General features: G+C 58.6%; 11 protein-coding genes and 1 tRNA gene. 6 read left to right on the forward strand and 6 right to left on the reverse strand.

Annotated features, from left to right (window positions below):
• Positions 1-919 precede the first annotated feature (919 nt).
• Positions 920-993: transfer RNA gene (locus JOD69_RS16190), tRNA-Gly, on the forward strand.
• Between the two features lie 14 nt (positions 994-1,007).
• Positions 1,008-2,681, forward strand: coding sequence for a group II intron reverse transcriptase/maturase (ltrA, locus tag JOD69_RS16195; RefSeq protein ID WP_210024077.1), 1,674 nt, complete (start codon positions 1,008-1,010; stop codon positions 2,679-2,681).
• A 177-nt stretch (positions 2,682-2,858) separates the two neighbouring features.
• Here ltrA and JOD69_RS16200 read toward each other — a convergent pair whose 3' ends face one another.
• A complete protein-coding gene (locus JOD69_RS16200) occupies positions 2,859-3,374 on the reverse strand; it encodes a DUF2127 domain-containing protein (RefSeq protein WP_086134491.1) in 516 nt (171 codons plus the stop codon).
• A gap of 197 nt (positions 3,375-3,571) precedes the next feature.
• On the opposite strand from JOD69_RS16200, the gene JOD69_RS16205 reads away from it, so the two are divergent.
• Entirely contained in the window at positions 3,572-3,853 is a 282-nt protein-coding gene (locus tag JOD69_RS16205; protein ID WP_077731622.1) for a DUF4389 domain-containing protein, read from the forward strand.
• A 377-nt stretch (positions 3,854-4,230) separates the two neighbouring features.
• Here the strand turns inward: JOD69_RS16205 and JOD69_RS16210 are convergent, their stop codons facing one another.
• From JOD69_RS16210 to JOD69_RS16220, 3 genes are all read right to left on the reverse strand, one after another.
• Entirely contained in the window at positions 4,231-7,467 is a 3,237-nt protein-coding gene (locus JOD69_RS16210; RefSeq protein WP_086134478.1) for an efflux RND transporter permease subunit, read from the reverse strand.
• On the reverse strand, positions 7,464-8,546 hold the full coding sequence (locus JOD69_RS16215) for an efflux RND transporter periplasmic adaptor subunit (protein ID WP_086134477.1): 1,083 nt from the start codon (positions 8,544-8,546) through the stop codon (positions 7,464-7,466). The genes JOD69_RS16210 and JOD69_RS16215 overlap by 4 nt, the downstream gene beginning before the upstream one ends.
• Before the next feature lie 106 nt (positions 8,547-8,652).
• A complete protein-coding gene (locus JOD69_RS16220; RefSeq protein ID WP_210024078.1) occupies positions 8,653-10,020 on the reverse strand; it encodes a TolC family protein in 1,368 nt (455 codons plus the stop codon).
• Positions 10,021-10,337: 317 nt separating this feature from the next.
• On the opposite strand from JOD69_RS16220, the gene moaB reads away from it, so the two are divergent.
• The 3 genes from moaB (at position 10,338) to JOD69_RS16235 (ending at position 12,061) form a co-directional block, all read left to right on the forward strand.
• Positions 10,338-10,859: a molybdenum cofactor biosynthesis protein B gene (gene moaB / locus JOD69_RS16225; protein ID WP_086134475.1), complete on the forward strand. Its 522-nt coding sequence runs from the start codon at positions 10,338-10,340 to the stop codon at positions 10,857-10,859.
• A gap of 90 nt (positions 10,860-10,949) precedes the next feature.
• Positions 10,950-11,630 carry an NnrU family protein gene (locus JOD69_RS16230; RefSeq protein WP_086134474.1) on the forward strand — a complete coding sequence of 227 codons (681 nt, stop codon included), beginning with the start codon at positions 10,950-10,952 and terminating at the stop codon, positions 11,628-11,630.
• 224 nt (positions 11,631-11,854) lie between these two features.
• Positions 11,855-12,061 (forward strand): DUF6494 family protein, encoded by a 207-nt coding sequence (locus tag JOD69_RS16235; RefSeq protein ID WP_077731220.1) that lies wholly within the window; start codon positions 11,855-11,857, stop codon positions 12,059-12,061.
• Between the two features lie 224 nt (positions 12,062-12,285).
• On the opposite strand, the gene moaA is transcribed toward JOD69_RS16235, so the two are convergent.
• Positions 12,286-13,287 carry a GTP 3',8-cyclase MoaA gene (gene moaA, locus JOD69_RS16240; RefSeq protein ID WP_077731221.1) on the reverse strand — a complete coding sequence of 334 codons (1,002 nt, stop codon included), beginning with the start codon at positions 13,285-13,287 and terminating at the stop codon, positions 12,286-12,288.
• Positions 13,288-13,412: 125 nt separating this feature from the next.
• Complete coding sequence (locus tag JOD69_RS16245) at positions 13,413-14,618, reverse strand: HDOD domain-containing protein (protein ID WP_086134473.1); 1,206 nt, start codon at positions 14,616-14,618, stop codon at positions 13,413-13,415.
• Between the last annotated feature and the right edge of the window lie 143 nt (positions 14,619-14,761).

Genomic DNA, 14,761 nt, shown 5'->3' on the forward strand with positions numbered 1-14,761 from the left:
TCTTACGCAAGCTATAGACCGCAAAAGTGGTCGAAAAGATTGATCCTGGCCAGCGAAAGCGCTTAAAATCATGAAGACAAGCGGGTGTAGTTCAATGGTAGAACCTCAGCTTCCCAAGCGTGCGACACGAGTCGCGTCGGTAGCTAGCCTACTCGCAGCGTCATAGCGAGGAAAATAGCCCCTTTAACCATCAGCGCGTCTGTGAAATCCTGATGGCAGAACCTGAAGCTCGAAAGAGCGGAGGTTCTGAGCGGACAATATCGACATAGCGGCGAAGGCCGTTTAAGTAGTTGTCTTGCTGATCGCAAGATTTGACAAGACCCGGCGTTCAGCCGCCGGTAGCCTAAGTACAGTGCGGGACTGGTAACGGTCCGGTGCTAAGCGTACTGACAATGTAGCCACCTTACGGGGTACACTGACCCCGCGAGGGGTCTAGTGTGATACTGGGAGTCGCAACCCGGTTGAGGCGCTAGGCTGAGCCAAAGGATTAGCGTAAGCGAACCGCTGTTAATCGTCGTAAAGCTGAACAAGCCAAAGCGACTGACAGGCTTGACCCAAACGGGACGTGGTGGGTGTTCTCTCTGCTTGGTAGAGGCACGCTGACATCAAGCACCACCGGCGAAAGGGCGGAATCCTCCTGGCTCTTGCTACTCGAACGGAACGTGGTAAGCCCAAACGGGTGTGCCGGCAACGGTACACGGCAAACCGCAAGGTTTGTCTTTACCTGTGTGGGTAAAGGATCGCGGAAAAAGCGAATGCCTTCCTGTAACGGGAGGGATAGGGGATGAAACGATCGCCCCACCCCGAAAGGGGGCTGACTTCCGCGTGGTAGCCTGTCGTGAGACAGGTCTGTTAACCTAACCCTAAGGGGATGGAAACATCCCCTTAGGGGCAATGTGTCCATCTCCGAAGGAATCGGGCGGGTGTAGTTCAATGGTAGAACGGCGGCTTCCCAAGCCTCAGGCGTGGGTTCGATTCCCATCACCCGCTCCAACTTGGAGGTTGATATGGACGCTACTTCAACTAGCGATGTCGCTTCCACTGCATGGTCGAGCTGGCACGAGATTTCGTGGTCTGATTCGCATCGTGTGGTCGGAAGGTTACAGACTCGTATCGCGAAAGCAACGAAAGCAGGTGACTGGCGACGAGTCAGGCGCTTGCAATCTCTACTGACTCGTTCCACCAGCGCGAAAGTGCTGGCGGTCAAGCGTGTCACGGAGAATCAAGGACGGAAGACGCCCGGCGTCGACGGTCAGACGTGGAGCACCCCGGAAGAAAAGTGGCACGCGGCGCATAGCCTGCGCAGCAAGGGTTACAAACCTGCCCCTCTACGCCGGATACACATCCCAAAAGCAAGTGGTGGCAAACGGCCCTTGGGCATTCCCACCATGCGTGATCGGGCGATGCAAGCTCTGCATCTCCTGGCCTTAGATCCTGTGGCGGAATCAATCGCCGATCCTCACTCTTACGGTTTCCGAAAGGGACGTGCCACGGTGGATGCCATCGAACAGGTACGCAACGTACTTGGCCGAAAAGCTTCGCCACGGTTCGTTCTGGAAGGGGACATCAAGGGGTGTTTTGACAATATCGGTCATGACTGGCTACTGGCAAATGTCTGCATGGACAAGCGCCTGCTCCGGAAGTGGCTGAAAGCGGGATACATGGAACACGGAAACCTGTTCCCAACTGAAGCGGGTACACCGCAGGGAGGCATCATTTCTCCCGTACTCGCCAATTGGGCACTGGATGGACTCCAAAAGCGGCTCGACTCGCTCTTCCGAACGGTACGCGAAGCCCGTGACGCCAAAGTCCATCTGGTGCGATACGCCGACGACTTCGTCATCACCGGTAGCTCGAAAGAACTGCTGGAAACGACGATCAAGCCTGTGGTCGCCGAGTTCCTGCGGGAACGCGGACTGACCTTGTCGGAGACCAAAACCCACATTACCCATGTGGACGAAGGCTTCGACTTCCTCGGGTGGAATGTCCGAATGAGACGTTCGACGCTGCTCATACAGCCGTCAAAACGGAACGTGAAGTCATTCCTCGGTCATGTCAGACAGGTACTCAAGGACATGCGGCAAGCCCGGCAAAAGGACGTAATAAAAACCCTGAACCCGATTCTCCGGGGATGGGCAAATTACCACCGCAGCCAAATGGCCAGCCGTACATTCACTCGATGCGACCATCACATTTGGAACGCGATATGGCGTTGGGCGGTCCGCCGTCACCCTGCCAAAGGGAAGCGATGGATCAAGCAGCGTTATTTTCAGTGTCTCCGGGGACGTGATTGGCGTTTTGGAGAAAAGGACCAGCTACTGCTGTATCTGGGGAGCGTGCGGAAACGCACGCACATCAAGATCGCGGCGGAAGCCAATCCCTATGATTCGGCGTTTGACGACTACTTCTCCAAACGGCTTGCGGCACGGATGCTGCAAACGTTGAAAGACAGACGGAGGCTGCGCTGGCTATGGTTGTTCCAGGAAGGAACCTGCCCAGTCTGTTCTCAGAAAATCACCGTGGAGACGGGGTGGCATTTGCACCACGTCCTACCACGGCGGCTGGGCGGAACCGACGCGATGAGTAACCTCGTGCTCCTGCACGAGAACTGCCATCGCCAGGTCCATGCGAAGGCGAAGCCAGACGACGTTGCTGGCCTGCTTCGCGAGAAGCAGGCTTAAGTGCTGCTTGAGCCGGATGCGTAGAAATACGCATGTCCGGTTCTTAGGGGAGGGGATGGCCGCGAGGTCATCTCCTTACCCGACTGATGACGTGGGTTCGATTCCCATCACCCGCTCCACGTCCCCCACCTTCTTCATCCTCGAACATCAAAGTTGCTTCACTTCAGTTCGAACCGCCTACGCAGGCAGGCTCAGGTTATTCCTTTGAGATTGCCATAGAGAAAAGCCCACATAAGACACAATCCCAATATTGACGGCGAAAGTCAGGACCTTGATCCACGAGACGCCGGCCAGCAGCTCGAAAAGCTCTATGGGAATATAGATGGCACCGCTCGCCACCGCGAACCACTCGGCCCAGCGCCGTCCTCGCCATAATCCATAAGCCTCGATAAACCGCAACCCACTGTACGTAAATGCAAAACCGGCAAAAAGCCAAAGCCTCTTATCAGAAAGCCGTCCTGCCAAATCGATAAAAATTCGCGGATACCGGCTGGCTGGATTGAGGTGAAAATGACCGACAATTTCCTCAGCCAGTTGCTGCACATCATGATGGATAAGCGAGAGGAGTCCGAATCCCGCCAGCACGATCAGCACACCTTTGCTCAACTCGACTATCGCAATCACGCGTAAGCCTCCCGGCGAGTGCGAAGACCTGACGACGCTATTTTGCTTGGCAGATAATAGTTGTCCCATGACCACACGCCTCCTAAAATCCTTGGCCGCCAACTTTTTGAGCAAATGAACTCGGGATCGAGCGATTGGATTGCGAATATGATCGACGTCGCATCTTTTAACGCCGGCTGTCATGCGCCATGTCCCCGATGGCTGTGCTAGACCGTTGGCAATACCTTTTTGAGTAGCTCCACTATGTTTCTTATCCTTTGCATTTTATGAAAGACCCGATTGACAACAATCAAGTCAGCATGAACGCCTTTAAACGCCTGTTGTTCATGGCTCTGTTTTTTGCGCTCTTCGGTATCGTACGTTTTGTTCTGTGGGCCATCGTCCTGTTCCAGTTCATCGCCCATCTCTTTACCGGCCGAGCCACCCGCCTCGGCGTGAAATGGGGTGAAGCCCTGTCGGCGTGGATTTACAACATGATGCTCTTCATGTCCTACAGCACCGACCGCATGCCTTTCCCGTTTTCCGCTTTCGGAGCGAGAGAGGATTGACGGTCGCGGAGTTCGTTGCTCAATTATCCGAGCTTTCAAGCTCTTATCTTTCAGCATCCCCGAAAATAAAAAAACCCACCATACGGTGGGTCAAGAGGAGGAAGAACACATACATGTAGACAGCGTGGCAGCCCGTTAGTTCATGCGCACACGAAATTTTGTTGCCTGCTGTGTACAAATTGTTGCGGCAAAGGTGCCGCCGCGTGAGCGAAGATCCCGGCCGATGCCGAGGAAGTGATCGGATGAGGCGCGGACCGGCAAAGCGCCTTCCACCTTCAAGAGATATAGCCTGGAAAAGATGCGGTAGATCGGCAATCCCTTGCTGACGAAGGCCTCCCGATAGTGCTACGACATACCGGAAAAGGCTCTGATGGCGGCTATTGCGCCGCTTTCCGATTCAGCAGGTAATAAACCATCGGCACCACATAGAGGGAGAATGCGGTCGACGCGAAGATGCCGAAGATAAAACTCCAGGCAAGGCCGGAGAAGATGGGATCCAGCGTGATGACGAAAGAGCCGAACAGCGCGGCGGCGGCGGTGAGAAAGATCGGGCGGAGACGGGTGGCACCGGCCTCGATGAGGGCATCGACGAGGGTTTCGCCCTGAGCCCGCAGCCGCTCGATGAAGTCGATGAGAATGATGGAGTTCCGGACCACGATGCCGGCCAGAGCGATCATGCCGATCATGGCCGTTGCGGTGAACAGGATGGGATTGTCGAAACCCGCCACGGGCTCGGTAATCAGCAGGTTGAGCAGCGCGAAGCCGGGCATGATGCCGATGACGGTCAGGGGAATGGCCACCATGATGATGAGCGGCATCCCCAAGGAACCCGTCTGCGCCACCAGAAGCACGTAAATCATGAGCAGGGCCGCACCGAACGCGAGCCCTAAATCCCGGAACACATCCACCGTGATCTTCCACTCCCCTTCCCCGGCCAGATCGACCGTATAGCCTGCGGGCAGCGGTTTTTCGTCCTCGATGTCCCACCAGTCGAACACGGCCTCCACCGGACTCCGCCCCGCCATTTCCGCGGTCACGTAGCTCAGGCGCCTGAGGTCTTTATGATAAATCGTGAGATCCGCCGGTTCCTCCGTCGCATGGCCGATTTCTCCGAGCGGCACCAGCGAGCCGTCCAGGCCTTTCACCCGGAGCGTACTCAGATCGGCCATGGAGGAACGTTCCGCGCGCCGCAGCCGCATGACGATTTCCAAGGGCTGGCGCTCGGACGAAATGTGCACGACGCCGATGGACATTCCGTTCAACGCTGCGCGCAGGGTTTCCGCGACCTCCGCCACGGTTACGCCGTGCAGCGCGGCCTGCTGACGGTCCAACTGATAGCGGATCACGGTCTGCGGCTCGTCGACGGTATCGTCCACATCCACGACCCCCTCTATCCCGGCGATCTCCTGTTTCACCCGCTCTGCGACGCGCGCCAGATCGGAATAAGCCGCGTCCAGAGGCCCGTATACCTCGGCCACGAAGGTGGACAGCACCGGGGGACCCGGAGGGGTTTCGACGATCTTGGCATTGGCGCCGTAAGCCTTGGCGATCCGCTCGATATCGGGACGGATGCGCAGGGCGATCTCGTGGGACTGTTGCTCGCGCCGCTCCTTGGGCAGCAGGTTGATTCGAATCTCGGCCTGATGGGGCTCGCGCCGCAGATAGTAATGCCGCACCAAACCGTTGAAATCCATGGGCGATGCGAGTCCGACGAAGGTCTCGTAATCGGTCACTTCGTTGACGGTGGCGAGATAATCGCCCAGCGCCCGCGCGGCGGCGTCGGATGCTTCCAGCGTGGTGCCGCGCGGCATGTCGACGACGATTTGCAGTTCGTTCTTGTTGTCGAAAGGCAGGAGTTTGAGCGGCACGATGCGGAAAACCGCGAGCAAGGCGGAGACTACGAATGCCGCCAGCACCAGCCATAGAAAAATCTTCGCCCGACCGGCAGTTGCCAAGAGTCCGCCTAAGGTGCGGTGATAAAACCGATACACCGTGCTCTGCTTGAGATCGAACGCTTCCTCGCCCTTGCCGTACTCGCTCTTGAGAAGGTAATAGCTCGCCCAGGGGGTTACGGTGAACGCCACCAGGAGCGACATCAGCATCGCGATAGGTACGTTGAAAGCCATGGGCGCCATGTACGGCCCCATCATGCCGGTGATGAAGAACATCGGCAGAAAGGAAACGATGACGGTGAAGGTCGCGAAGATGGTGGGCGGACGGACCTCGTCGACCGCGGTCAAGGTGGCGTCCAGGGGCGGCTCCCGGCGCAGCTGGAAATGGCGAAAGATGTTTTCCACATCGACGATGGGATCGTCCACCAAAAGCCCCAGCGACAGAATCAGCGCGAACAGGGTCACGCGATTGATGGTGTAGCCGAAGATGAGATCGCAGAACAGGGTCACGCCCAAAGTCATCGGCACCGCCAGGGCGACGATGAAAGACTCCTTCGGCCCCAAGGCGAAAGCCAAAAGGACGATGATCGTGGCGATGGCGATGAAGAGGTGCCGGACCAGTTCGTTGACCTTGTGATTGGCGGTCTCGCCGTAATTGCGGGTGATATTGACGGTGACGTTTTCCGGAATGACGGTGCCGTACAGTTCGTTCGCCGCCTCGATGACCTCTTCGGCCACCGCAACCGCATTGGCCCCTTTCCGCTTGGCCACGGTTACGGTGACCGATTGCCGCTCTTCGCCGGGCTTCGCGGCTTCCGTTTCGCCCAGGTGCGGGCTCTCGGCGGCTGCCGGCCCGTAGCCGATCCGGGTGTAACTCGATGCTTCCTGCGGACCGTCGATAACCGCCGCCACGTCGCGGAGATAAACCAGTTTGCCGCCCTGCCCGGCCACCACCGGCGTGCCGGCGACTTCGTCCGCGCTGGTAAAGAACGGACCGGCCTCCAAGCGGACGGCGCGGTTGGCCTGTTCGAAGGTCCCGGCCTGCAGGTTGATATTGGCGGCTTGCAAGGCTCGCATCACGTCCAGAACGGTTACGCCGTGTGCCGCCAAACGCGCGGGATCGGGATAAACCGAGATCTGCCGGCGCTCTCCGCCGACCACGGTAATCTTGCCGGCATCCTCCACCACGGCCAGTTTGTCCTTCATCTCGTCGGCCAAACGGCGCAGCGCCGCCGCATCGTAAACCGGATCGTTCGACGACAACGCCAGCGTAACGATGGGGACATCGTCGATTTCCACCGGCTTCACGGTCCAGGAGCTGACCAAGGGCGGTATCCGGTCCTGGTTGGACATCAGCTTGTTCCAGACCTTGACCAGACTGTCCTCGCGGTCTTCGCCGACATAGAAGCGCACCGTCACCAGGGCCTCGCCTTCGCGCGAAGCGGAATACACGTATTCCACGCCGTCCACTTCCCTCAGCAGGGTCTCGAGCGGCGTCGACACCAGTTTTTCGACTTCCTCGGCATCGGCGCCCGGCGCGCTGATCAAAACGTCCGCCACCGGCACCACGATCTGCGGTTCTTCCTCGCGCGGCGTCAGCACCAGCGCGGCGAACCCGACCAGAAAGGACGCGATCAGCAACAACACCGACAGCTTGGAGGTGATGAACAGCTCGACGATGCGGGCCGTCAAACCCCGCTCGACAGAGGTTTCCGCGCTCATCGGCCGGCCTCCCGGAGCAGCACGGTGTCGCCTTCCTTGAGCCCCGAAAGGATTTCGATCTGGCCGTCGTAGCGCTTGCCGGTGCGGACGTGGCGCAGCCGGACCTTATCGTCCACCACCAGCCGCACGCTCTCGAGCTGTCCGACGCGGCTCACGGCGGAAACCGGCAGCAACAGCACCTCGTCCTGACCGCAGGCTTGATAGAGCCAGCCGAACGCGCCGGGCTGCACGGCCGAATCTTCGGGCAAACGGGCTTTCACCAGCACGGTTCGGGTCTTGGGATCGGCAGCGGGCTGAATTTCGTCCACCACGGCATCGAGTTCTCGTTCCGGATTGGCGATGCGGACCTTGAGTTCATTCCCGATTTCGACCAGACCGGCGCATTGGGCCGGAACGGCGCTCTCGATCCGAAGCCGCTGCGATTCCTGAAGAACCAGTATCGGCGCACCGGGCAAGGCCATGTCGCCCGGTTCCAGACGGCGTTCGACGATGACACCGTCGAAGGGCGCGCGCAGCACCGTTTCCGTCTGAGAGGATTCCGCCTCGCGAATTGCGTCCCTGGCTTCCCGCACTTGCGCTTCCGCGGTCCGGGCCGCCGCCAGGGCGGCATCGAGGGCTTGCCGGGTCGCGGCCTCTTTGTCGTAGAGGTTTTGGATTCGGCGCGCATCCGCACGAGCGCGTCCGGCTTGCGCCTCGGCGGCGGCGAGAGCGGCGCGCGCCTGGCCGAGGCGCGACCGAGTTTCCCGTTCGTCGAGGCGTGCCAGCACTTGGCCTTGCTTGACGCGGTCGCCCGCGCGAACCGTGATTTCCAGAATCCTGCCGGGAATCTTGGGAGCGATCTGCGCCACCGTCCGCGCCGCGACGGTTCCGGGCCAGGCAAAGACTTTTTCGACTTCCTTTCGAACCACCTTGGCCGTTGGCGTGCGCTCGTCGGCTTTCCCATTCGCCACGGACTCGCTCACCCCCGGTTCCACCTTGTCCTTAAAGCCTCCCTGCATCCAGACGAGAAGAAGAATCAAAACGGATACCGCGATCAGGGCGTAGATAAGCTTGGTCCGGGAATGCGTGGCATGCGTCATGAATTGGCCTATCGGTTTCTTGCTTGTTCGTAGTCGGGCAAAAGCCCCCGGCACCTGCATGAAAGCCGGCCAGAGCGGGGGTTGAAGAACAGGTTGTCCGGAGACTTTACCGCCAGTGTCCCACCGCCTTCTTCAGCTGCGCTTGCGCCACCTCCGCTTCGTAACGGACGACGATGACGCGCAGGGCGGCATCGGCACGATCGGTTTCCGCTTCCAGATACCGCGTCACGGTAGCAGCGCCGCCTCGATATTGCTCATTGACCAGTCGCAGAGCCTCGTCGGCGGCGGCAGCGCCGGCTTCGGCCACTTTAAGGCGTTGCAGCGCTTCTTCCAGGGTCGTATAGGCGCGCCGGACTTCATCCCCGATCTCCAGCCGGGTGCGCTGCTCCAGGGCCTGAGCTTCGGTCAGCCGGCGTTCCGCCTGGGCGATACGGGCGCTGACCGCGCCGCCCGAGAATAGATCCACCTCGGCGTTGACGCCCAGGGTGACGTTGTCCCGGCTGAATGCGAAATCCGGCGAGCGGCTGTTCTGACCGTAAGCAGCGTAGGCATTGACCCGCGGCCAGCGCGCTCCCCGTTCGGCCTGAAGTTCCTCGCGCCGGATCTGCGACTGATGTATCGCGGCCTGCATCTCGGGACGCTGGGCCAAGGCTTGATCCAGCAGCCGCGCATAATCTTGAGCTGGATGGTCGGCAAGTCTGTCCGCGGGTTCGCGCAGCTCCAGGATTTCGCCCGTCGTGATGCCGAGGAGCGTCTTAAGCGCCGAACGGGACAATTCGATGGCGTTTTGGGCCTTCAACTCGGACTCGCGGGCCTCCGCCGCGCGGACTTCCAAGGATAAAACGTCCGCCTTGAGCGCCATGCCTTCCGCCACCCGATGTTTGGTATGCTCCAGTTCGCGCTCGACGGCCTCGATCGAATGGCGCGCCACATCCACTTGCTGCGGCGCGGACAGCAGCGCGTAATACGCCGCCGTCACTGCCGCAGCCAGACGGTTGCGAATCGCCGAGCGCTCCAGTTCGGCCGCTTCGACGCCCAATTCGGCGGCTTTCTTCCGATAACTATCCTGCCCGCCTCGATACAACGACCAGGTGCCGACGATCTCGGGGCGAAAGTTTTCCACCCAGCCCGGATGATTGATATCCACGCCGAAGTTGAAACGACGCTGTGCCACGATATAGGAAAAGGCTTGGGAAGGATCGTCGGAATAGGCGTAACCGACCCGCGCCATAAGCTTGGGATAGAAGTTCGCGGCGGCTTCGGCAACCTTGGCCTCGGCCTCGCCGATCCGGGCGGCGGCCGCGAGAAGATCGGGATTTTGCTCGAAGGCCAAATCGATGGCTTCCTCCAGCTTGAGCGGATGGCGAGCGCTTGTTTCCGCCGGCGCGTCTGCGGCAGACCCGGCTCCGATCAGTATCAGACAGAGCGTCGAACCCGCGGCCAAAAGTCTCGACTGGAAAAGCTTCAAACTCATATCCTGCCTTTGCTCCTCATCGTCTTGCGCCTTGATGCTTGAAAACCGCCAAGTGCTTCGAAACTCGAATGCCTACCCCGGATCTGTCAGCGCACTCCGTAATGCGAATACCGCTCGATCATGGACAAGCTAAAATATAAGCGTTTGCTAATATTTAATCAAGTCCGCATCCTGCTCGAAAGGATTGCACCCCCTCGGGATGTTCGATAGCTTTTTAATGTTCGCCCCTCAGCCCGCAGTCTCGCGCGGGCGAATGAAGAGGCCGCCGACCGTTTCACGAACGGAATTTACAACACGTACCACAGGAAAGCATCTCAATGTCCCAGGAAAGAGATTTCGTTCCCCTCAACATCGCGATATTGACGGTATCCGACACGCGCACGGAAGACACCGATGTTTCCGGGAAAACCCTGGTCGACCGGCTAAGCGCCGCCGGACATCGCCTGGCGGATAAACGCATCGTAGCCGACGACATCTACCGAATCCGCGCCGTGGTATCGGAATGGATCGCCTCCGAGACGATACAGGTCGTCATCACCACCGGCGGCACCGGCGTGACCGGACGGGACGGCACACCGGAAGCGGTTTCAGTCCTGTTCGACAAGACTCTGGACGGATTCGGCGAGGTCTTTCGCGCCATCTCGTATCAAGATATCAAGACGTCCACGATTCAGTCCCGCGCCGTTGCCGGGGTAGCCAACGGGACCTATATCTTCTGTCTGCCAGGCTCTTCGGGCGCATGTCGAACCGCTTGGGACCAGCTCATTCGAGATCAGCTCGATTACCGTACCCGTCCGTGCAATCTGGTGGAATTGATGCCCCGCTTGCTGGAGAAATGAGCCGAACAGAAGGCACGCCGCTCGCGGCGAAGCTCGCGACTTGAAATAAACACCCACGAACCGTAGCCAACTCGAACCCGGAGCATCCATATGATCCAGCTTACACTTGCCGCCTTGTTTTTCGTCGGCATTCATTTCTTGATCGCCGGCACCCAATGGCGGGATCGGCTGGCCGAGAAATACGGCGAGCGCGTCTACCGCTTCGGTTTTTCCGTGCTTTCGCTGGTGGGTCTAGTTTGGCTGATTTACGCCTACCGCCATGCGCCTTACATCGAAACCTGGGGGCAGCTCGCGTGGTTCAAACCTATCGCGGCGCTTTTGATGCTGGTCGCTTTTTTCCTGGCTGTCGCCGGCGTAACGACACCCAATCCGACTGCGGTAAACGGTGAGTCTCTACTCTCTGAAGCAGAGCCGGCACGAGGCATTCTGCGGATCACCCGTCATCCCTTTCTTTGGGGAATCGGCCTGTGGGCCGTCGTGCACCTGATCGCCAACGGCGATGCCGCAGCACTCGTACTGTTCGGGTCCTTGCTGATCCTAACGATAGGTGGAACCCGCTCGATAGATGCCAAGCGTCAAAGGCACTTCGGAGAGCAATGGGCGAAATTCACGGCCGTTACATCCAATATACCTTTCAACGCCATCCGAGAAGGGCGCAATCAGCTCAAATTGACCGAGATCGGTTGGTGGCGCATCACGCTGGCCGTAGTGCTTTATCTCGCAATACTGCATTTCCACAGCAAACTATTCGGAGTTTCGCCGCTCTTCTGAGTTTATTAATCTGGCCCGTAAATACCCTCCTGGTATTTCGGGCCGGCGCCCAGGCCGCTACACGCTTAGGCCTTGGCTCACGAGGCTGGTCGCCGCGCCGGGGCGCATCCCTGCCCCGGATTAACCCGGTCTATATTGATAGGCCGGGTTAATAACAGCACCGGGATCAAGTCCCGAAATTTTGCATCGAAACTTGAGATTCTTGAAATTTAGGAGTCACGGCAATGAACGACGATACTTTCAACATGGACATCCGCAAGTTCCTGAAAAAGGTCGGTGTGACTTCGCAGCGGGAGATCGAGCTGGCCGTGCACGACGCGCTGCAAGCCGGCAAGCTCGTCGGAAACGAGAAATTCGCCGTCAAGATGACCTTGGAAGTTCCGGCCCTGAACATCCATCACGTCATAGACGGCGAGATCGCTCTGGAGTAGTTCCTTCAAACACGTTCGTCGGCAAAGGATTGCCGACCTACGAATGGGTACGGGCGGTGTCCCCGTCCACGCCGCTATAAAGCGATGAAAAACGCTCTAAGTACATTCCGCAAATATTTGCGGAATCTCGACAGATTGGCTTGATTGGCGGGGTTGTCCTGCAGGTTGTCTATGCCGCAAGACTTCCCTGAATGTACTTAGCGCGCCGCCCCTCGACGGCGGGCTCAGCCGCCGGTAGCGTTCATGTGGCGGAAGATCACGGGCTGTGCCTTGATGTCGAAATAATGCCGTTCGGGCTTGATCGCCATCGAATCGACGATCGCATGTTTCAGCTTGTGCATATCGCCGGGATTGGCTCGCAAGACCCGTTTCAGATCTATCGAGTGTTCGTTGCCCAGACAGAGCAGCAACCGGCCTTCGGCCGTCACTCTCACGCGGTTGCAGGTTCCGCAGAAATTGTGGCTGTGCGGGGATATGAACCCCACACGTGTGTGGGTGCCGGACACGCGGTAATAACGGGAAGGTCCGCCTGTGGTTTCCGGCGTGGGCAGCAGGACAAAACGCCGGTCGAGATCCCGCTTGATGTCGTCGCTGGAATAATACTCCTCGGCACGGTCGTGCCCATCGACCGCGCCCAGCGGCATCTCTTCGATGAAGCTGATGTCGATGTTCTTGGCGATCGCATAGTCGACCAGATCGCTCACCTCGTCATGGTTGCGATTCTTGAGCACGACGGCATTGATTTTGAGTCGTTCGAAACCGGCATCCAGCGCGGCGTCGATCCCGCGGAGCACCTGATCCAAGTCCCCTATCCGGGTCATCTTCCGGAACCGGTCGCCATCCAGCGAATCGAGACTGACATTGATGCGCTTTACTCCGGCGGACTTCAGCAGCAATGCGGTTTTTTCCAGCTGCGATCCGTTGGTCGTCAAAACCAGCTCTCTCAAGCCCCGCAGCTTGCCGATTTCTTGCAATAGATCGACCGCGCCCTTGCGCACCAGGGGCTCTCCGCCCGTGATGCGTATCTTTTCGACGCCGAGTTCCACGAACGCCGTGGCGACGGCCAGGATTTCCTCGAGCGTCAAGATCTGAGCGCGGGGCAAAAAAGCCATGTCCTCGCTCATGCAATAAATGCAGCGAAAGTCGCAGCGGTCGGTGATGGAAATGCGAACGTAACTGATACGCCGCCCGAAGCGGTCTATCAATTGCGCGGGTAAAGCCGCCATAGTCTAGTCATTCCGATCGGGTAGGTTCGAAAGCTTAAATCACGATTTTCCCACGAAGGCGGCCCAATAGCCAAGCAAATCACTCAGGATTTCATCTCCATCTTCTTCCGTTCATAAAGTCCCGGTTAAGAAACCTCCAGCGCCTTTCGAACGTCCGTCGCCCAGCGGATCGATTCCACGTAAGCGCTCGCCGGTACGCCCTGTTCAAACTTGCAACCCTGAATTTCACCGGGCTCGGCGCGCTCGAATGCAATCGCGGCGCGGAGCACCTCGCCGATCGGGCCGCTACCATGCAGCAGCGCCTCATCGATGCGGTCATCGAGGTTCAAGTGTCGCAGAATGTCCTCCTTGGGAACGTCCATGACGGCGTCCAGCAGGGAAAATAACCCGGTTATGTAATAAAGCTCGGTATTTGGCCGTTTCATTCGTTCGGCCAGCAGCTCGCAGGTTCGCGCCCGTACCAGTGCCGTGGTCAGCAACTCGCGCGGGCGGTAATCGACGGAATTGACCAGAATGACCGACGCCCAGTTTTTGATCCGCTGTACGCCGAAGAAAATCACGGCCCGGCGGATCGAGTCGATCCGCTTCGTCACACCGAAAAATGCGGCATTGACTAATCGGAGCAGCTTATAACTCAGGGTCATATCGCGCGTGATGATCGCCTCGGCCTCGGCGACGTCGACCTTTGGACTTTGGAGCCGCGCAAGCAGTTCGAGCACGGCCAGGCGGTTTCCCGGTATATCGCAACTGCGCAAATGTCGGGGCCGCTCGAAAAACATGCCTTCGTAATAATCGAAACCCAGCTTGCGGAAACGATCGTATTCGTCCGGCGTTTCTATGTCTCTCACCAGAAGATGCAGATTTTGGTCGTGGCGGGCCGTCCAACTGATCTTAAAACCGTTCAGCTTTCTGGCATCCAGGGAGCAGATCGATACGAAGTCGGCCTCGCGCCTAAGTTCGACCAAATCGCAGGACGGATTATGAAGCGCGATGGTAAAACCCTCGTCGGCCAGGCGGGATACGGTTTCCTCCGCCGCACTATCATTCAAGACGTCTCCCGATACCGCCAGAACCACCTGGGACTTCGGCCAGGCCAATCCTTCGCATACGGTTAAAGAAGTGGACGGCACCCGGAGCATCGCTCGGCTATCGCCGACCAAATCTCTCAAATCCAGCGCCTGGCCGGCCTGCCGCACCGCTTCGGTCCACCGATCTTCGCTGTCTTTGGTCCCTACGCTCAGAGCTTCACCGCTGCAAAAGCTAAGCTCGTAGCCGTATACATCGAGAGTGTGCGTGTATATGGGCACACGACCGATCAACCCATCGAACATACTGTCTCCCCCACCGTATTTCGTCCAAAATGAAACCAAGCAAGAGGCTAGCACAAGAAACTTTCATGCGCTCGACGTGTTGTCGCCGCGTGGAATGACGACCAAAATCGGCCGACTACCGGTCGTTTAGCCTGCTCCGGAAT

Origin of the sequence: Methylocaldum sp. RMAD-M (assembly GCF_017832375.1) — a bacterium.
In the GTDB taxonomy this organism is placed as follows: domain Bacteria; phylum Pseudomonadota; class Gammaproteobacteria; order Methylococcales; family Methylococcaceae; genus Methylocaldum.